Genomic DNA, 20,288 nt, shown 5'->3' with positions numbered 1-20,288 from the left:
GTTGCATTACTCCTTTTTCTCTTCAGCTTGCTTCAGATCCTCTTTGGTCGAGACTGGAGTTACCGTGTCCTCTTTGCCTGCAACCGGGCCTGTTTGCACCATATCATCCGATGATTCTGAAGGAACCTTGGAAGATACAATCGGATCGCTATAACGTACATCTGCCTTGCCTGTCATTCTTCTCACGACGATGAAGACTACCGCAACAATAATGATGCCAATAGCCAACAGCTGCGAAATTCTTACGTTACCGTAGGCTGGATCAAGATATCCTTGCTCGAAGCCCATAGCTGTCATCGGAGACCATAACCCATTAACCATGGAGGCAACCCATTGCGGAGCCTGAAATCCCAGACTGTCGGTACGCAGCGCTTCGATAAAGAATCGACCGATCGAGTACCAGATAAAATAGGACATAAACAGCTCACCAGCACGCAGGAACTTCTGACGACGAAGCACCAGCAAGATGACCAAACCAACAAGACTCCACATCGATTCATACAAAAATGCAGGATGATGGAATACACCTTCCACATTCATCTGATTAACGATAAAGTCTGGCAGATGAAGCTTGTCTCTCAAAAATGATTCTTCCACAGGACCGCCATAGGCTTCCTGGTTTACAAAGTTACCCCAGCGTCCGATCATTTGTCCAACGATCAGTCCGGGTGCACAGATATCCGCCATGCGCCAGAAATTATACCCTTTACGACGGAAGAAAATGACTGCACATATGATCGCACCAATCAGTGCGCCATATATGGCGATACCACCATTCCATATTTTAAAGACATCCCAGAAATTATCCTTATAATCGTCCCATCGAAATGCCACGTAGTATATGCGGGCACCAATAATGGCAGAAGGTACACCAAGCAGAACCATGTCCATGAACACTTCCTGCGGAATGTTGTACCGTTTGCCTTCCCGGATGACGAGCAGCAAACCTACAAGTGCCGCTGTACCGAGAATAAGCCCGTACCAGTGAACCTTTAACGCTCCGATGGAGAACGCAATCGGGTTCAACAGTAATAATGTATCCATTCATTCACACTCCTATAAATTGACTCATTCACAAGCATAACCAATTGCTGCATGTCTCCAACACTCTATAAAGAAGTAGAACACATCAACAATTGGCCTTTAATCATATAATAGGTCCTTCTCTTCTTAGTCCATGTCTTCCATATCTTCAGAGATCGTTGCTGTCAGCTTGTTCGTAAATTGCAGCGCAGCATTCAGACCCATCTGTTTCAAGCGATAGTTCATTCCCGCTACTTCAATGATAACAGCCAAGTTCCGTCCCGGACGCACAGGAATCGTTACAAGCGGTACATCTGTATCAATGATGCGTGTCGTTTCTTCATCCAGACCAAGACGATCATATTGCTTATCCTGCTGCCAAGCTTCCAGACGGACAACCAGTGTAATCCGTTTGTTATTACGAACCGCGCCCGCACCGAACAATGTCATTACGTTGATGATGCCGACGCCACGAATCTCAAGCAGGTGACGGATCAATTCTGGCGCAGTTCCGTGCAGCTGGAAGTCTGATGTCTGACGAATTTCTACCGCATCATCGGCGATCAATCGGTGACCACGTTTCACCAGTTCCAGTGCAGTCTCACTCTTACCAATGCCACTGCTTCCAGTGATTAACATCCCTACTCCATACACATCACAGAGTACACCGTGAATCGTTGCGGTAGGCGCCAGTTTCTTCTCCAGAAATCCAGTAATCCGGCTGGACAGAATCGTTGTAGCCATGTTGCTGCGAAGCACAGCAAGGTTCTGTTCTTCACTGATGTCAATCAGTTCCTGTGGCACTTCAAGTCCACGGGTTACTACGATACATGGCGTTTCTTCCGTACAAAGGCGCTGCATCCGATCACGGCGCTCATCTTCCGGCAACATTGCAAAAAAGGCCAGCTCTGTTCTACCAAGCAGCTGTACCCGTTCTTGTGGATGATATTCAAAATAACCGGCCATTTCCAGACCAGGACGGTTCAAATCGTCTACAGTAATGACTCTCTTCAATCCGTGGGATCCAGAAACAACTTCCAATTGGAACTGTTGTACCAATTCAGATACTTTCACTTTTTTCGCCATTTGTCTCTTCCTTTCAGCATTCGCTGCCCTCTATGTACATCAGCATTAGCGTCATTCCATTGCATTAATAGCGCATTCATGTTGTTTGTTACAGCATCTAACCTTCAAATAATCTTAAATGAATTCCGGGATGAATGCAATCTTGGCTTGCACCCGTGTATGAGTAAAAAGCCCCTTCCAGCAATAACGGAAGGGGCTCAGATTACAATGTATGATTGCGTTAACTGATAGATTCCATCGTTACCGATGAATCTCAGTACTATTAGTCTTGAAGAAGAACGTTTGCTTCAGTCTCTTTGTCAAAGATATGAACTTTGTTCATGTCAATTGCCATTTTGACTGTGGAACCGTCACGAGTGTTGGAACGTCCGTCTACACGTGCGATTGTAGTGTCGTTACCTACACCGCTCAAGTAGAGGAGCATTTCGTGGCCCAGGTTCTCTGTTACATCTACGTGTGTAGAGAATACAGAGTTCGGGGATGCTTCCAGGAATACTGGCTCTTCGTGAATGTCTTCTGGACGAACACCCAGAATGACTTCTTTACCAATGTATCCTCTTGATTTCAGCACTTGTGCTTTACCTTGTGGGATTTCAACGTCCACACCAGGAGCTACGAAATGCATGCTAGCACCTTGCTCAGCCAATTTACCCGAGATAAAGTTCATTGTCGGGGAACCGATGAAACCAGCTACGAACAGATTAGCAGGGAGGTTGTAAAGCTCTTCCGGAGAAGCTGCTTGTTGGATGATACCATCCTTCATAACAACGATTCGATCACCCATTGTCATTGCTTCGATCTGGTCATGCGTTACGTAGATAACGGTTGTTTCCAAACGTTTCGCAAGTTTAGTGATCTCAGCACGCATTTGACCACGCAGTTTCGCATCCAAGTTGGAGAGAGGCTCATCCATCAAGAATACTTGTGGATCACGGACGATCGCACGTCCCAGAGCGACACGCTGACGTTGACCACCGGACAATGCCTTAGGTTTACGCTCAAGCAAATGTTCAATATCCAGGATTCTAGCTGCTTCACGTACACGTTTATCGATCTCATCTTTTTTCACTTTACGCAATTTCAGACCAAACGCCATGTTTTGGTATACGCTCATATGCGGATACAAGGCATAGGATTGGAATACCATCGCGATATCGCGGTCTTTAGGAGCAACATCATTAACGACACGGTCGCCGATATAGAGTTTACCTTCAGAAATTTCCTCAAGGCCTGCGATCATACGCAGTGTTGTTGATTTACCACAACCGGACGGACCTACCAGTACCAGAAACTCTTTATCTTTAATGTCCAGGTTAATATCAACTACTGTAGCTTTATCAGAACCCGGGTATTTTTTGAAAATATGCTCTAAACGTACACCAGCCATGATTGTTGCCTCCTCAGAGATCATTTTGTAATCGAATACATTTTGTAGTTTTATATTAACCCATTTACATGATGTTTGACTATTCGCAAACTGCACAAAAATATCAAAGCTTTTTCGTCACTTTGTACATAAGCAATAAAAGTCGCACCAGAACAGCACTTTCGAAGTTCCTGACATCATATCCAATCTCCTGTTTGATCTTATCCAAACGATATACCAAGGTATTTCGATGAATGAAGAGTCGCTTTGCCGTCTCGCTGACATTACAATCAAGATTGAAGAAGGTCTCCAGCGTAGCCAGTGTCTCACTATCACTAAACAACACAGTGCCTTTCCCCGTTTCCTGTATAAAACGTAGACGCTGTTGCACAGGAATGCTATCTACCAAACGTTCGAGGTGCAGATCCCAAGGGAGATGGATGTGTTGTGCGACATGGAAAGCCCTGCCCAAGTGAACACTCTCTTGAAGAAGTGCCGTGACAGGAGATAGCTGCTTTGCAGGGATACACGGTAAGGATGCAGACAAATGAAATACACCCGCCCATTCACTGGCAACCAATTCATAGAGCCCCTGACAAAAGGCATTCAGTAAATCCTTTCTGGCTTCCGTCGTATCCTCTTCAGCTTCGCCTGTGACAATCTGTTCATCACCCAGAAACACCCACTCCTGCGCTCCCACAGGAATCAGTATAATCTCTTCACCGAAGTAACTTTCGAGTAACTTGTTCAATTCCTTCGAACGAATGCGATGAGCATCAGGTGTCTCACATTGCAGCAAAAATGGGATTTTCTCTGTACTCAATTCTCCATCCAGTGAAAAATGATCCGGAATAGGTTCCTGCTGGACACTTTGCTCAACCTGTTTCCGAAGCCACTGTCCCAATTCAGCAAGCTGTTGTTCTCTATCGTTCTCATATATCACAGGCTGTTCTTCATCTAGCGATTCCCTATGACTACTAATGAGAAGTTCAATTAAATGCTGTACTTCCAGCGTAACGGCATCAACAGAGCATCTCCAATATAAGAAAGTACCTTCTTCCTCGTTCATCCCAACTTTAAAATATATATGGTCTTCTGTACGCCAACTGCTTACATCCGTAGCCAAATCATCCATCATCTCATCATCACGTAAGAAACCTTCAGCCTCTTTTGTAAGAGTATTATGAGCCACTGGAACAGTTCTACGGTGAGTTGAGTTTAATCCATATTGATTCCATTCTTCTATAGTTATCACGGATTCGTCCAATGTAGTACCTATAATTGCTTCGATTTGTTGTTTTAGATCAGGTATGAGCTTCATATAATGAACGCCACCACTCTGCTTTTTTCTATTATTTTATCATATCTTGCACAGCATCGCCTTTTTCAGTCTTTATCAGCGTTCCCAGATTATTAATTTATTTATCTATAACAAAAAAGAGTGATTAATCAAATTAATGATCAATCACTCTTTTTCAAAAGATGAGTCATGAAGGGCTCGAACCTTCGACACCCTGATTAAAAGTCAGGTGCTCTACCAACTGAGCTAATGACTCGAAAAACTGGTGGAGGATGATGGATTCGAACCACCGAACCCGTACGGGAGCAGATTTACAGTCTGATGCGTTTGGCCGCTTCGCTAATCCTCCAGGATTACATGGTGGCTCGGGACGGAATCGAACCGCCGACACGAGGATTTTCAGTCCTCTGCTCTACCGACTGAGCTACCGAGCCTTATTTAATTTTTAGATTAATGGCGGAACCGACGGGATTCGAACCCGCGATCTCCTGCGTGACAGGCAGGCATGTTAGGCCAACTACACCACGGTTCCAGGCATTAATGGTGCCGGCGAGAGGACTTGAACCCCCAACCTACTGATTACAAGTCAGTTGCTCTACCAGTTGAGCTACACCGGCGTATATGGTGGAGGCTGAGGGGATCGAACCCCCGACCCTCTGCTTGTAAGGCAGATGCTCTCCCAGCTGAGCTAAGCCTCCTGGGTAATATGGTAGCGGCGGAGGGGATCGAACCCCCGACCTCACGGGTATGAACCGTACGCTCTAGCCAGCTGAGCTACACCGCCATATTAATAATATTGATCTTGATTGCTTGTCCATCTTAAGGTAAAGATGGCGGAGAGAGAGGGATTCGAACCCTCGCACCGCTTACGCAGTCTAACCCCTTAGCAGAGGGTCCCCTTATAGCCACTTGGGTATCTCTCCAAATAGACAATCATGAAAAATTCTTACAAGGATTGCTCCCTGAAAACTAGATCCGAAACGAAATTTGCGATTTACAACTTGCATATTGGATAAGCCCTCGACCGATTAGTACTGGTCAGCTCCATGCATTGCTGCACTTCCACCCCCAGCCTATCTACCTCGTCGTCTTCAAGGGGTCTTACATACTGGGAAATCTCATCTTGAGGGGGGCTTCACGCTTAGATGCTTTCAGCGCTTATCCCTTCCGTACATAGCTACCCAGCGGTGCTCCTGGCGGAACAACTGGTACACCAGCGGTACGTCCATCCCGGTCCTCTCGTACTAAGGACAGCTCCTCTCAAATTTCCTACGCCCACGACAGATAGGGACCGAACTGTCTCACGACGTTCTGAACCCAGCTCGCGTACCGCTTTAATGGGCGAACAGCCCAACCCTTGGGACCTACTTCAGCCCCAGGATGCGATGAGCCGACATCGAGGTGCCAAACCTCCCCGTCGATGTGGACTCTTGGGGGAGATAAGCCTGTTATCCCCAGGGTAGCTTTTATCCGTTGAGCGATGGCCCTTCCATGCGGTACCACCGGATCACTAAGCCCGACTTTCGTCCCTGCTCGACTTGTAGGTCTCGCAGTCAAGCTCCCTTATGCCTTTGCACTCTTCGAATGATTTCCAACCATTCTGAGGGAACCTTTGGGCGCCTCCGTTACTCTTTAGGAGGCGACCGCCCCAGTCAAACTGCCCACCTGACACTGTCCCCGCACCGGATTACGGTACCAGGTTAGAACCTAGATACGATCAGGGTGGTATCCCAACGGTGCCTCCACAGAAGCTTGCGCTCCTGCTTCAAAGGCTCCCACCTATCCTGTACAGATCGTACCCAAATTCAATATCAAGCTGCAGTAAAGCTCCATGGGGTCTTTCCGTCTTGTCGCGGGTAACCTGCATCTTCACAGGTATTAAAATTTCACCGGATCTCTCGTTGAGACAGCGCCCAAGTCGTTACGCCATTCGTGCGGGTCAGAATTTACCTGACAAGGAATTTCGCTACCTTAGGACCGTTATAGTTACGGCCGCCGTTTACTGGGGCTTCGGTTCACAGCTTCGGATTGCTCCTAACCGCTCCCCTTAACCTTCCAGCACCGGGCAGGCGTCAGCCCGTATACTTCGCCTTACGGCTTCGCACAGACCTGTGTTTTTGCTAAACAGTCGCTTGGGCCTTTTCACTGCGGCCCCCTCGTGCTATTCACACTACCGGGGCACCCCTTCTCCCGAAGTTACGGGGTCATTTTGCCGAGTTCCTTAACGAGAGTTCTTCCGCGCGCCTTAGAATTCTCTTCTCGCCTACCTGTGTCGGTTTGCGGTACGGGCACCATCACCTGGCTAGAGGCTTTTCTTGGCAGTGTGAGATCATGACCTTCGCTACTATAATTTTCGCTCCCCATCACAGTCCAGCCTTACGATGTGCGGATTTGCCTACACATCAGCCTCACTGCTTAGACGGACATCCATCAGTCCGCGTCACTACCCTGCTGCGTCCCCCCATTGCTCATAACGGCTTACGGTGGTACAGGAATTTCGACCTGTTGTCCTTCGACTACGCCTTTCGGCCTCGCCTTAGGTCCCGACTTACCCTGAGCGGACGAGCCTTCCTCAGGAACCCTTAGGCTTTCGGCGGATCAGATTCTCACTGATCTTTTCGTTACTCATACCGGCATTCTCACTTGTATAATGTCCAGCGCTCCTTACGGTACACCTTCAACCCTTATACAACGCTCCCCTACCCCTGATGCAAAGCATCAAGCCATAGCTTCGGTGGTGTGTTTAGCCCCGTTACATTTTCGGCGCAGAGTCACTCGACCAGTGAGCTATTACGCACTCTTTCAATGGTGGCTGCTTCTAAGCCAACATCCTGGTTGTCTGTGCAACTCCACATCCTTTCCCACTTAACACACACTTGGGGACCTTAGCTGATGGTCTGGGCTGTTTCCCTTTTGACAATGGATCTTAGCACTCACTGTCTGACTCCCGGAAGTAAGTCTATGGCATTCGGAGTTTGACTGAGCTTGGTAACCCTTGCGGGCCCCGCACCCAATCAGTGCTCTACCTCCACGACTCTGTTTTCCGAGGCTAGCCCTAAAGCTATTTCGGGGAGAACCAGCTATCTCCGAGTTCGATTGGAATTTCTCCGCTACCCCCACCTCATCCCCGCATTTTTCAACATGCGTGGGTTCGGGCCTCCAGTGCGTGTTACCGCACCTTCACCCTGGACAGGGGTAGATCACCCGGTTTCGGGTCTACGTCCACGTACTCAATCGCCCTATTCAGACTCGCTTTCGCTGCGGCTCCGGCTCTTCACCTTAACCTTGCACGGGAACGTAACTCGCCGGTTCATTCTACAAAAGGCACGCCATCACCCCTAAAACGGGCTCTGACTTTTTGTAAGCACACGGTTTCAGGTTCTATTTCACTCCCCTTCCGGGGTGCTTTTCACCTTTCCCTCACGGTACTGCTTCACTATCGGTCGCTAGGAAGTATTTAGCCTTGGCAGATGGTCCTGCCGGATTCATACGGGGTTTCACGTGCCCCGCACTACTCGGGATACATCTCGGAGGGAACAGACTTTCAAGTACAGGGCTTTTACCTTCTTTGGCGGGCCTTTCCAGACCTCTTCGCTTAACCGGTTCCTTTGTAACTCCATGTGAGACGTCCCACAACCCCAAAGAGCAAGCTCTCTGGTTTGGGCTTCTCCGCGTTCGCTCGCCGCTACTGACGGAATCACTATTGTTTTCTCTTCCTCAAGGTACTTAGATGTTTCAGTTCCCTTGGTATGCCTCTACATAACCTATGTATTCAGTTATGAGTAACTGGAAATTACCCCAGCTGGGTTTCCCCATTCGGACACCCCCGGATCAAAGCTTGCTTACAGCTCCCCGAGGCAGTTTCGTTGTTCGCCACGTCCTTCATCGGCTCCTAGCGCCTAGGCATCCTCCGTGTGCTCTTAGTAGCTTAACCATATTTGCTCCGGTTTCGACTGCTCGCTTCCCTTGTTTTGCTTGCGCAAAGCCAAAAGTCGCTCTCACTCTATACCATCGCAATGCAGTTTTCACTATTTATTGAAACTTGTTTAACACAAGTTCAGCTTAAAAAGGAATGTTCTAAATCGCAAAATTTCGTTTCGATATCTAGTTTTCAAAGAACAAGCTTGTAAAATCTTGTTGGTGGAGCCAAGCGGGATCGAACCGCTGACCTCCTGCTTGCAAGGCAGGCGCTCTCCCAGCTGAGCTATGGCCCCATATTAGATTTTAAGGTATACATGGTGGGCCCTGGTGGACTCGAACCACCGGCCTCACCCTTATCAGAGGTGCGCTCTAACCAACTGAGCTAAGGGCCCACATTATATATCATATTGAAACCCTAATGGGTTTACGCTTGGCGACGTTCTACTCTCCCAGGACCCTGCGGTCCAAGTACCATCGACGCTGAAGGGCTTAACGGTCGTGTTCGGGATGGGAACGTGTGGAACCCCTTCGCTATCGCCACCAAACGTTTGAGAGTTTGAGCTCTCAAAACTGAGCAACGAGTGAGTAGTTTTGCAGATCAAGTCTGCGTATTTGAATGTTTCCACGCGGGAAACGATTCTCCATAGAAAGGAGGTGATCCAGCCGCACCTTCCGATACGGCTACCTTGTTACGACTTCACCCCAATCATCTATCCCACCTTCGGCGGCTGGCTCCTTGCGGTTACCCCACCGACTTCGGGTGTTATAAACTCTCGTGGTGTGACGGGCGGTGTGTACAAGACCCGGGAACGTATTCACCGCGGCATGCTGATCCGCGATTACTAGCAATTCCGACTTCATGCAGGCGAGTTGCAGCCTGCAATCCGAACTGAGACCGGCTTTTTAGGATTCGTTCCACCTCGCGGCTTCACAGCCCGTTGTACCGGCCATTGTAGTACGTGTGTAGCCCAGGTCATAAGGGGCATGATGATTTGACGTCATCCCCACCTTCCTCCGGTTTGTCACCGGCAGTCACCTTAGAGTGCCCACCCGAAGTGCTGGCAACTAAGATCAAGGGTTGCGCTCGTTGCGGGACTTAACCCAACATCTCACGACACGAGCTGACGACAACCATGCACCACCTGTCTCCTCTGTCCCGAAGGAAAGATACATCTCTGTACCGATCAGAGGGATGTCAAGACCTGGTAAGGTTCTTCGCGTTGCTTCGAATTAAACCACATACTCCACTGCTTGTGCGGGTCCCCGTCAATTCCTTTGAGTTTCAGTCTTGCGACCGTACTCCCCAGGCGGAGTGCTTAATGTGTTAACTTCGGCACCAAGGGTATCGAAACCCCTAACACCTAGCACTCATCGTTTACGGCGTGGACTACCAGGGTATCTAATCCTGTTTGCTCCCCACGCTTTCGCGCCTCAGCGTCAGTTACAGCCCAGAGAGTCGCCTTCGCCACTGGTGTTCCTCCACATATCTACGCATTTCACCGCTACACGTGGAATTCCACTCTCCTCTTCTGCACTCAAGTCACCCAGTTTCCAGTGCGATCCGGGGTTGAGCCCCGGGATTAAACACCAGACTTAAATGACCGCCTGCGCGCGCTTTACGCCCAATAATTCCGGACAACGCTTGCCCCCTACGTATTACCGCGGCTGCTGGCACGTAGTTAGCCGGGGCTTTCTTCTCAGGTACCGTCACCTTGAGAGCAGTTACTCTCCCAAGCGTTCTTCCCTGGCAACAGAGCTTTACGATCCGAAAACCTTCATCACTCACGCGGCATTGCTCCGTCAGGCTTTCGCCCATTGCGGAAGATTCCCTACTGCTGCCTCCCGTAGGAGTCTGGGCCGTGTCTCAGTCCCAGTGTGGCCGATCACCCTCTCAGGTCGGCTACGCATCGTCGCCTTGGTGAGCCGTTACCCCACCAACTAGCTAATGCGCCGCAGGCCCATCCCCAAGTGACAGATTGCTCCGTCTTTCCAGTTCTCTTCAGGAGAAGAAAACAACTATTCGGTATTAGCTACCGTTTCCGGTAGTTGTCCCAAACTTGAGGGCAGGTTGCCTACGTGTTACTCACCCGTCCGCCGCTAACTATCAGAGAAGCAAGCTTCTCTTCAAGTCCGCTCGACTTGCATGTATTAGGCATGCCGCCAGCGTTCGTCCTGAGCCAGGATCAAACTCTCCAATAAAGTATTGAAAAGAGCGATATGCTCATTTTGAAACTGACGAGATTAAAAATCTCATTTGTGCTCCAGTCGATTCAAGCCAAGGCTTGTCTCGAACTTTCGCGTTCATTCTGCAAGCAGAATGTTTACTCACTCGTTGTTCAGTTTTCAAAGATCAAACTTGATAATTTTCTTGCTTTTTCGTCACCATTTTCTCTCAGCGGCGACTTTTATAATATACCATACTTCGTTTGTTTCAGTCAAGCTTTTTTTGAAATTCTTTTTTCGAGTCCTTAGCGAACTCATTCATTTCGTCAAAAGCATTTAACCAAGCAAGCAAAGCAACGAGATATAATGTACCATATAAACATTCAGGGAGTCAACTACCCAAACAAAGAAATTTTCAAACCCAATAATAACCCAACACCCGGTAATCCCAGAATGCTTACAGTACCTATTGTGGCAGGGTTCAGCGGAATGTAGGTTCCGGTGATCCACCCTGAATAATTAACAACATATATCCCCACCGCAGCCAGTACCAGATGAATTCCGAATGATGTAAAAAAGGATAGCCCAATTCGTTTTCTAAATAGGATGATTATCAGCCCTAGTAACGATACAACAAGCACACAGCCTAATATAAGACTCTTCATACTCAGCACCCCCATAATTGAATATCACACCTCCACCTACATGCCCATCCCCCGATCACCTATTACTGCCTTATTAATCCCTACACGTTTAGCGCGCTTCAAATGAATCTGATATTTACGCTCTGCGGCCTCCAGCACATAGATCGCATAATCGATCTCATCCTGCCCCTGCGCCTCTTCAAACTGTCTGACCGCCCGTTCCCACTCCGCCTTGGCTTTCTGTATGTCTGAATAAATCTGGTCCTCTTCCATCTCCTTAATCATTCTTTCACGCTTCTCCACCGATCTTCCTACATTTCGCCATATAAACATAAGCCATCCCCTTCCTGATCAGCACAAGCATATTCTCATACATATCAGGGAAAGGACAAACTTAGAACTGTGCTAAATAATTTAATGAACAGTTAATCTGCTCTCAACTCAATTCTATGGATCAATATCCATACATCAGTAGAAATGAGAGACTTCACATTTGACCCACGTTAGAAAGAGTATTAAAAACAAAAAAAGAGAGCCTAAAGGGCTCTCTAAGTAATCCAAACTTATCTATTCTTTTCTTTTAGGAAATCAATCATTATAGGCGCATGCTCTCATTAAGAAACACGCACTGCTATCTCATCTCCCTGCGCCCTTCCAGCGCCTTGGAAAGAGTCACTTCATCCGCATACTCCAGGTCGCCCCCAACAGGCAAACCATGGGCAATCCGAGTCACCGAGATCTCAAACGGACGGACCAGACGGGAAATATACATCGCCGTGGCCTCACCTTCGATATTCGGATTTGTAGCCAGAATCAGTTCTTTAACTCGCTCATCGCTTAAACGGGTCAAAAGTTCCTTCAGACGGATATCATCCGGACCTATTCCCTCCATAGGAGAGATTGCACCCTGCAGCACATGATAGTATCCGTCAAATTCCTTGGTACGCTCCATAGCCACCAAATCTTTGGAATCCTGAACTACACAGATTACCGAGACATCCCTGGATTTGTCCTGACAGATCCGACACGGGTCAGTATCCGTAATATTACAACACACCGAACAGTAATGAAGATTCCGCTTCACACTGACGAGCGCTTTGGCAAAATCAATAACGTCATCTTCCTTCATCTTAAGCACATGAAAAGCTAGTCGCGCTGCAGTCTTGGGGCCAACACCCGGCAAACGGGTAAAGGCGTCAATCAGCTTCGCTATCGGTTCGGGATAATACAATCGATTGCGTCTCCTTTGATAGGATCAATTTAAATTAAAATAATCCCGGAATTTTCATGCCACCTGTGAATTTACCCATATCCTGGTTCGCAATTTCATCAGCTTTGGTCATTGCGTCATTGACTGCTGTCATAACCAGATCCTGCAGCATTTCTACATCTTCTGGATCAACCGCTTCTGGCTTGATAGTGATAGCCAGCAATTTCTTATGTCCGTTAACTTCAGCAGTTACAACACCGCCACCGGAAGTGCCTTGGACTGTTTTGTCCGCCAGTTCCTCCTGTGCCTTCAGCATTTGCTCCTGCATTTTCTTCACTTGTTTCATCATTTGGTTCATGTTATTCATGATTATTCATCTCCTTTGTTATAGTTATCGCGCCAGGCGCATGTATATCTATTCTTTGATCACTACAAGGTCCTCACCAAAGAGCTGGATGGCTTCATCAATCCAAGGCTGCTTGTTGCCTGAACCGCCGTCTTCATGCTCAGGTTCAAGCTTAAAGTCCTCCTTTGGCGTTTCAGTAGCCCCTTCCATCGCTCCGGTCCAATCTTTGAGCATCATCGTCACAAGACGCGCTGAACGTCCAAGTTGTTCAGACAGCACCCGTTCAATCACTTCGCGATTAGCCTGCTTCTCCGTAGTTTCACGGTGGATGTTGTTCTTAAACGCCACCAGAACATTGTCTTCCAGTAGCGATACTGGTTCACCATCCATAAACCAGGCGTGAACGGTTACTTTCTCTTCTTTTACGCGCTGAAGAATCTGTCCCCACTTCTTGCTGACCTCCGCAAACTCAGGAGATCCCTTACGTGCAACATACTGATCGAGCTGTGCAGGCAGCTTCGCTGGCGAATTACCTCTCGACACCGGAGCTCTTGTTGCTGGACGTGAAGGAGCACTTGATGCAGCTTCTCCCCCAGACAAACCACCCTTAAGCGCACGATCCAGCTTTTTCTCCAGTTCAGCAAGCTGTTGCTTTAGTCGGTTGATCTCCCCGCCATCCACTGGCGCGGATACAGCAGAAGCAGCGCCGGCCGAACCCGATGACGCCCCTTGAGTAGGAATACTGCACAGTTTAAGGAGAGCTACTTCAAACAGTGTCTGCGGCTGTACTGCATATTTCATCTCACTCTGGTACCGGTTAAGAGTATCAATCATCTGGAACAGCTGTTCCTTGGTGAATGATTCCGCCATATCACGGAATGACTCGGGATTAAGCACCCGATCCGTCAGTTTATCTGCATCCGGCACCATCTTAATCATAAGCAAATCACGGAAATAATAAAGCAGATTTTCCATGCACTTGTCCGCACTCTTACCTTCATGCATGAACCCTTCGATCATTTGCAAAATATGACCTACGTCGCCCTTGAGCAAAGAAGCAGCCAACTTTGCAAACTGTTCGGAAGGAATGCCTCCGGTCATATCCATAACCTGCTGATAGGTTACCCTTCCATCTGTATAGGAAGAGATCTGATCCAGGACACTGAGTGCGTCCCTCATTCCCCCATCAGACAGACGAGCAATATACTGGAGTGCGTCCTGATCAGCTTCCATACCTTCCTGTTCACAGATCAGCGTAAGTCGTGCTGTCTGTTCTTCCAGGGACACCCGGCGAAAATCAAATCGCTGACAGCGAGAAATAATCGTCGCCGGAAGACGATGGGGTTCTGTTGTTGCCAAAATAAACATCACATGTGGCGGAGGCTCTTCCAATGTTTTGAGCAGCGCATTGAATGCCTCTGTCGTCAGCATGTGCACTTCGTCAATAATATACACTTTCTGCCGGACTTCAGTCGGGGCGTATTTCACCTTTTCCCTAAGATCACGGATTTCTTCAACGCCACGGTTGGATGCGGCATCAATTTCCTGCACATCCATCACAGCGCCAGTCGTAATCCTGCGGCAAGCTTCACACTCGTTACAAGGCTCAGGTGCAGGCCCGCGCTCGCAGTTTACAGCTTTGGCCAAAATCTTGGCGGCACTCGTCTTCCCTGTTCCTCTGGGCCCGCTAAACAAGTAGGCATGGGAAGTCCGCTGTTCACGAATCGCGTTCTGCAAGGTCTGAATAATATGCTGTTGTCCCACCATATCTTGAAACGACTGGGGACGCCAAGCCCGGTATAACGCGATATGCTCCATGATGCGTTACCTTCCTTCCACTTCGCATTCGAGTCCTTTGTCGTTCCCCCATTATACTATATTCCGGGGTGAATCCAAACTTTATCTGACTCATCATGCATGGTTTTTTTAGACATATCAAAAAGACCTCTGCATACATACAACTGCAAAGGTCTCTACGTTTTAATGGTAAGCCGTGCACCTGCTATCGATATTTGCGATCCAAGCGGCACCCCTTAACAATAGCTCGGGCTAGGCGACCCTCCGGCACAAGAGTGATCTCACTTATGGCTGCTTCCTTCCGGACCTGACCAGGTTCATGAGTACTCATTGCGGAGGACCCAACCGTCAACACCACGTTAAGGGACCAAACCTCACATCGACAAAACCTCTAGCAGGAATTCAACCTCGCTGTAGCGGATTGCGAGTTACAGGGCACCGCTACCTCCCCATCTAGCACGGTAAGAAATAGTATAACTTAAGGTTGTCTAAATTGCAACCAGAGTCAAAAGGGCAGCAATACAATCACCTAAAAACATATAAAAACCTCTGCCGGAACGGCAGAGGTGATTTGGATGTAATAGTCAGACAATCCCCAAGGAATTGCTGAATTAGATTCCGTATTTTTTCTTGAAACGATCAACACGGCCGCCAGCATCGATAAACTTCTGTTTACCGGTGAAGAACGGGTGGCACGCGGAGCAAATCTCTACACGAAGTCCGTCTTTAACCGAACCAGTTTCAAAAGTATTCCCGCAAGCGCAAGATACTTGACCAATCGTGTATTTAGGATGAATTGCTGCTTTCATTACCTTTCACCTCTTTCCGCCCTGAGCCTCAAGCGGACCCAGAGTAAATGGCACAACATCGAAGATTATAACACGGCCCAATGCCGGTTGCAATCCATTATTGTCAAGAGGTGATCAGACGTTTGGGACGTGCCATTCCAGCTGGGGGAACGTGCGTGTAGGAGCCGATAACGACATCAGGCAGCTCTTCCTCAAAGATCTCAATCATTTGCTTCATGCCCAAAATATCACCTTGAGCTGGAGGAATCAATTCCAGATAGCTCTCCGGGTCTATATTAAGATTACGCATTTGAATAAGACGCAACTCGGTTCTGCGAGCAAACTCAATCATCGCTTCAATCTCTTCCTCACGATCCGTTACTCCCGGGAAGATCAAATAGTTGATCGACGTATATACACCCTGGGAAGCAGCGTATTTCATCGATTTTTCTACATTGGCCAGTGTATATCCGCGAGGTTTGTAGTATGCATTATAGTGATCATCCAGTGCACTGATTGTACTTACACGCATTAGATCAAGCCCCGCATCAACAATACCTCTCATGTGATCATTCAAACCTGCATTGGTGTTAATGTTGATATATCCCATGTCAGTTATGGAACGCACTTCGCGGATGGCTTCAATAATCAATTTGGCCTGCGTGGAAGGCTCCCCTTCACAACCTTGACCAAAGCTGATAATCGATTCCGGTGTTTTCAAGTGCTCCAGCATTACTTCAACGATTTCGTCCACGCGCGGACGGAAGTTCATCCGGGTTTGCGGAGAAACGAAGCCACTATCATCCGGTTGCTCGGAAATACATCCGAAACAGCCTGCGTTGCAGGAATAGGATACTGGAACTCCGCCTTCCCAACGATTCAGGAAGGTGTTGGATGAAGTCAGACATTCATACCCAAGCGCACAATTGGACAAATGGGTATAGAGACGGTTTTCGGGGTATTGCTTCGTTAAACGTTTAACACCCGCGCGTACGTCATCCCGATCACAGTTCAGCGGATTCCATTGATCTGGGTGATCCGACATCCGGGCAGTGACGTAAAACTGACCATCTTTCCACACAACAGCCGAGTAACCGAACAAAGGCAGTTTGTACTCCTTATCGGTTTTTACATACCCCGGCAGACACAACCGAGTGAATCCTTGCGGAAGCAAAGCCCCAACTGCCTGTGTATCACTAGGCATTGGCAGCATTTCGCCAGTCTCCGGGTCCATACCAATCGGACGTGTACTCGGCAGTCCAACCAGCGTTGCACCTTCCGGTAAAGGAATCAGCTCATCCTCCATAATTTCAACGATCATATCTCCACTGCGGGCAAGCCCGTACAGGGATGGGTGATCAAATACATTACCTTTTTCATCTGCGTATACTAAATACATGATGTTCTCCTCACATCTAATGGGTTAAAGCCAAACGACGAGTATATTGTTAATCCAGCAGCAACGCTGCAAAATTCGAGTTAAATCAAAGACGTAAATCTAGGTGGTTGTACCGGATGCCGCAGTCTGTCTTGGCGAGCGCCGAGTCGTAGTCGATCCGGAGTTGCTGGTCGGACTGCTGCCAGCTGTATCAAACGCCGCTAGGAACTCAGCATTCGTTTTGCTGTTACGCAGTTTCTTCAAAAATCCTTCGACAAAGTCGTGGGAATCGTTCATGTTTTTACGAATCGCCCAGATTGTATCAAGTTCTTCCTTGCTCAGCAACACTTCTTCGCGACGTGTACCGGAACGACGAATGTCGATAGCCGGGAAAATACGACGCTCGGCCAGCTTACGGTCCAGATGAAGCTCCATATTGCCCGTACCTTTAAACTCTTCATAAATGATATCATCCATACGTGATCCCGTATCAATCAAAGCTGTAGCCAGGATCGTCAGGCTTCCACCCTCTTCTACATTCCGTGCAGAACCGAAGAAACGTTTCGGACGATGGAATGCTGCCGGGTCAATACCACCACTAAGTGTCCGTCCGGACGGTGGGATGACCAGGTTGTATGCACGAGCAAGACGCGTAATGCTATCCAGCAAAATAACAACATCTTTTTTCGCTTCAACCAGACGGAGCGCACGTTCCAGCACCAATTCCGCAACTTTGATATGGTTTTCTGGCAGCTCATCGAACGTAGAAGCCACGACTTCCCCTTTAACCGAACGCGACATATCCGTAACTTCTTCCGGACGTTCATCAATCAACAGGACAAATAGTTCAATTTCTGGGTTGTTGGTTGAGATGCTGTTGGCGATTTCTTTGAGGAGTAGTGTTTTACCCGCTTTGGGAGGTGCTACGATCAATCCGCGCTGTCCCAGTCCTACCGGGGCGAGCACATCCATAATGCGTGTGGACAAATGGTTGGGGGATGTTTCGAGAACCAGTTTCTTCTGCGGGTACAATGGGGTTAATGCCGGGAAGTGAAGTCTTTCCGCAGCTGCCGATGGATTCTCACCATTTACAGCGTTGACTTGCAGCAAACCGAAGTATCGCTCGTTTTCTTTAGGTGTTCTACACTTACCTGATACGAGGTCACCTGTTCTTAGGTCAAACTTGCGAATCTGTGAGGCTGAGATGTAGATGTCTTCCGTACTTGGCAGGTAATTGATCGGACGAAGGAATCCGTAACCTTCAGGTAGAATTTCGAGCACACCCTGCATGAACATCAATCCACTCTGTTCAGCTTGTGCACGTAATATAGCGAAGATCAATTCTTTCTTTTTTAAAGTGCCGTAGTAGGGAATTTGATATTTTTTGGCCAGTTTGTAAAGGTCCGTTAGTTTCATTTCTTCCAAATCGGAAATTTGTAGATCCATATAATAACCACCTATTCAATTAATAAGTCCGTGAAATGGATAGTTTCGCTTGATGTTCCGGCTATAAGAGCAGCATCGTTCTGCATTTCTCTTCTGTCCATTGTACGGAATGTAACCGTTATAATGCAAATACTTGTCTTTGAGTGTAAGTTTCCGGGCGGGATAGCCAACTTTCGGCAAGATCCGCTAGTGAGTGAACACGAATACATGAGGCGTTCGATCCGGGCAGACCGGCTATGGAGCGCAGTTCAAACAAAACCGGGGTTTGGGGAAAAGGAAATGATGTTCTTAAAGCCATATGAAGTCTGACTCAAAAAAAGACCCTCCGGTAAAGGAAACAGGAACATTTCGTCTTATCCCGGAGAGACTGAGAACTCTATTAAAACAGGTTTACCCAATTACTGAAAGGATATGCAGTTCTGTTAAAATAATCGCTTTATTGCCGTGAAAATCGTCATGCAATACAGAATTAATCGGTTTCTCGCCACACATCTGCACCTAGCAGACGCAGATTGGTTACTAGATGGTCGTACCCACGATCAATAAACTCCACGCCTGTCACTTCGGTCACACCTTCACTGACGGTGAGACCTGCGATCACCAGCGCTGCACCAGCGCGAAGATCGGATGCTTTTACCTTGGCCGCATTCAATGCACTGCCTTCAATAATAGCTGAACGCCCTTCCACACGGATTTTTGCGCCCATGCGTACCAGCTCAGGAACGTGCTTGAATCGGTTGCTATATACAAAGTCGCTGAGGACACTCACACCCGTTGCCTGTGTCAACACACTGGTCATCGGGGACTGCAAATCCGTCGGAAAACCGGGATATACGAGCGCCTTAACGTCTACATGATTGTAGCTTGGTTTACCAATGACACGAATACTTTCATCCAGTTCTTCAATGCCAACGCCCATCTCCAGTAACTTTGCCGTCAAAGCCTCCAGATGTTTGGGAATGACATTGTCAATCAGAACGTCGCCACGCGTCGCAGCCGCAGCGATCATATACGTACCTGCTTGTATACGGTCCGGAATGATAGAATGACGGCAACCCTTAAGCTCCGACACACCTTCAATACGGATCGTTTCGGTACCGGCACCTTTGATGCTGGCACCCATTGAATTCAAAAGTGTTGCTACATCTATAATCTCAGGCTCTTTAGCCGCGTTTTCGATAATTGTAGAGCCTTTGGCACGAGTAGCCGCCAGCATGATGTTAATGGTTGCACCTACACTGCTTACATCAAGATAAATCTTTGCTCCGCGCAGCTCTTTGGCATGCAAATGAATGGAGCCATGTTCGTTCGTTACGGTTGCGCCAAGCGCTTCAAACCCTTTGATATGTTGATCAATCGGACGAGGCTCAAAGTTGCAGCCCCCGGGTAAACCAATGGTTGCTTCTTTAAAACGCCCAAGCAGTGCCCCCATCATATAATACGAAGCACGAAGCTTCTTCACGGGACCATTCGGCATGGGAATGGATTTAATATCGGAAGGATCGATCTTCATCTGACTGCCTTCCCAGTGTACACGAGCTCCGAGTTCCTCCAAAATTTCTGCATAAACCGCCACATCACTCAAAAGCGGCAGGTTGTCCAGCACGACTTCTGACTCGGCAAGCAATGCTGCAGGAATAAGCGCGATGGCGCTGTTCTTGGCGCCGCTTATAGTTACAGTTCCCTGTAACGGACGTCCGCCACTAATCATCAATTTTTCCATAAAGCTTAATGTCCCCCTACGTGTTTTGCAGCCGGTTAACGGCAATACGTGCTGTTGGCTTTCGATGTAGAAATAAGGCGTGAAAATGGAAAGACAC

The 20,288-nt window shown here is 48.0% G+C and carries 13 protein-coding genes, 10 tRNA genes, 3 rRNA genes and 1 other RNA gene; all 27 read right to left on the bottom strand.

Annotated features, from left to right (window positions below; genetic code table 11):
• Positions 1-6: 6 nt before the first annotated feature.
• Positions 7-1,044, bottom strand: coding sequence for a prolipoprotein diacylglyceryl transferase (lgt, locus tag AC3ITG_RS00750; RefSeq protein WP_079697259.1), 1,038 nt, complete (start codon positions 1,042-1,044; stop codon positions 7-9).
• 126 nt (positions 1,045-1,170) lie between these two features.
• On the bottom strand, positions 1,171-2,109 hold the full coding sequence (gene hprK, locus AC3ITG_RS00745; protein ID WP_063566521.1) for an HPr(Ser) kinase/phosphatase: 939 nt from the start codon (positions 2,107-2,109) through the stop codon (positions 1,171-1,173).
• A gap of 262 nt (positions 2,110-2,371) precedes the next feature.
• Positions 2,372-3,496 carry an ABC transporter ATP-binding protein gene (locus tag AC3ITG_RS00740; protein WP_063566522.1) on the bottom strand — a complete coding sequence of 375 codons (1,125 nt, stop codon included), beginning with the start codon at positions 3,494-3,496 and terminating at the stop codon, positions 2,372-2,374.
• 103 nt (positions 3,497-3,599) lie between these two features.
• Positions 3,600-4,796, bottom strand: coding sequence for a PucR family transcriptional regulator (locus AC3ITG_RS00735; RefSeq protein ID WP_489252513.1), 1,197 nt, complete (start codon positions 4,794-4,796; stop codon positions 3,600-3,602).
• 162 nt (positions 4,797-4,958) lie between these two features.
• A tRNA-Lys gene (locus AC3ITG_RS00730) sits at positions 4,959-5,031 on the bottom strand.
• A gap of 7 nt (positions 5,032-5,038) precedes the next feature.
• A tRNA-Tyr gene (locus AC3ITG_RS00725) sits at positions 5,039-5,124 on the bottom strand.
• Positions 5,125-5,133: 9 nt separating this feature from the next.
• Positions 5,134-5,209: transfer RNA gene (locus tag AC3ITG_RS00720), tRNA-Phe, on the bottom strand.
• A 20-nt stretch (positions 5,210-5,229) separates the two neighbouring features.
• Positions 5,230-5,307: transfer RNA gene (locus tag AC3ITG_RS00715), tRNA-Asp, on the bottom strand.
• A gap of 9 nt (positions 5,308-5,316) precedes the next feature.
• A tRNA-Thr gene (locus AC3ITG_RS00710) sits at positions 5,317-5,392 on the bottom strand.
• Between the two features lie 5 nt (positions 5,393-5,397).
• A tRNA-Val gene (locus AC3ITG_RS00705) sits at positions 5,398-5,473 on the bottom strand.
• A gap of 9 nt (positions 5,474-5,482) precedes the next feature.
• Positions 5,483-5,559 (bottom strand) — tRNA-Met (locus tag AC3ITG_RS00700).
• A gap of 47 nt (positions 5,560-5,606) precedes the next feature.
• Positions 5,607-5,698, bottom strand: a tRNA-Ser gene (locus AC3ITG_RS00695).
• A gap of 85 nt (positions 5,699-5,783) precedes the next feature.
• Positions 5,784-8,709, bottom strand: a 23S ribosomal RNA gene (locus AC3ITG_RS00690).
• Between the two features lie 204 nt (positions 8,710-8,913).
• Positions 8,914-8,989 (bottom strand) — tRNA-Ala (locus AC3ITG_RS00685).
• A gap of 22 nt (positions 8,990-9,011) precedes the next feature.
• Positions 9,012-9,088, bottom strand: a tRNA-Ile gene (locus tag AC3ITG_RS00680).
• Positions 9,089-9,124: 36 nt separating this feature from the next.
• Positions 9,125-9,241: ribosomal RNA gene (rrf, locus tag AC3ITG_RS00675) — 5S ribosomal RNA — on the bottom strand.
• 102 nt (positions 9,242-9,343) lie between these two features.
• Positions 9,344-10,895 (bottom strand): 16S ribosomal RNA (locus tag AC3ITG_RS00670).
• Together the 16S, 23S and 5S rRNA genes with 10 tRNA genes alongside form the textbook arrangement of a ribosomal RNA operon.
• Positions 10,896-11,254: 359 nt before the next feature.
• Positions 11,255-11,524, bottom strand: coding sequence for a pro-sigmaK processing inhibitor BofA family protein (locus tag AC3ITG_RS00665; protein WP_413374432.1), 270 nt, complete (start codon positions 11,522-11,524; stop codon positions 11,255-11,257).
• Positions 11,525-11,560: 36 nt separating this feature from the next.
• Entirely contained in the window at positions 11,561-11,836 is a 276-nt protein-coding gene (locus AC3ITG_RS00660) for a DUF2508 family protein (RefSeq protein ID WP_413374431.1), read from the bottom strand.
• 298 nt (positions 11,837-12,134) lie between these two features.
• Positions 12,135-12,734, bottom strand: a complete 600-nt coding sequence (recR, locus tag AC3ITG_RS00655) for a recombination mediator RecR (protein ID WP_053779059.1) — start codon at positions 12,732-12,734, stop codon at positions 12,135-12,137.
• 34 nt (positions 12,735-12,768) lie between these two features.
• Positions 12,769-13,080: a YbaB/EbfC family nucleoid-associated protein gene (locus tag AC3ITG_RS00650; protein ID WP_024628773.1), complete on the bottom strand. Its 312-nt coding sequence runs from the start codon at positions 13,078-13,080 to the stop codon at positions 12,769-12,771.
• Between the two features lie 48 nt (positions 13,081-13,128).
• Positions 13,129-14,877 carry a DNA polymerase III subunit gamma/tau gene (gene dnaX / locus AC3ITG_RS00645; protein WP_489252512.1) on the bottom strand — a complete coding sequence of 583 codons (1,749 nt, stop codon included), beginning with the start codon at positions 14,875-14,877 and terminating at the stop codon, positions 13,129-13,131.
• 173 nt (positions 14,878-15,050) lie between these two features.
• An RNA gene (gene ffs / locus AC3ITG_RS00640) (signal recognition particle sRNA large type) lies at positions 15,051-15,318 on the bottom strand.
• 149 nt (positions 15,319-15,467) lie between these two features.
• The gene (rpmE, locus tag AC3ITG_RS00635) at positions 15,468-15,665 is read right to left on the bottom strand and encodes a 50S ribosomal protein L31 (protein ID WP_024628775.1); all 198 of its coding nucleotides are present in this window, start codon (positions 15,663-15,665) and stop codon (positions 15,468-15,470) included.
• A gap of 103 nt (positions 15,666-15,768) precedes the next feature.
• Positions 15,769-17,043 (bottom strand): radical SAM family protein, encoded by a 1,275-nt coding sequence (locus AC3ITG_RS00630; RefSeq protein WP_489252511.1) that lies wholly within the window; start codon positions 17,041-17,043, stop codon positions 15,769-15,771.
• Positions 17,044-17,142: 99 nt separating this feature from the next.
• A complete protein-coding gene (gene rho / locus AC3ITG_RS00625) occupies positions 17,143-18,468 on the bottom strand; it encodes a transcription termination factor Rho (RefSeq protein ID WP_076292185.1) in 1,326 nt (441 codons plus the stop codon).
• 469 nt (positions 18,469-18,937) lie between these two features.
• Complete coding sequence (murA, locus tag AC3ITG_RS00620) at positions 18,938-20,191, bottom strand: UDP-N-acetylglucosamine 1-carboxyvinyltransferase (protein ID WP_063567653.1); 1,254 nt, start codon at positions 20,189-20,191, stop codon at positions 18,938-18,940.
• Between the last annotated feature and the right edge of the window lie 97 nt (positions 20,192-20,288).

It is taken from the genome of Paenibacillus sp. GL_099_B (assembly GCF_057835695.1).
The sequence above is the reverse complement of the archived record's forward strand: the minus strand, read 5'-3'. Positions and strand labels throughout refer to the sequence as shown.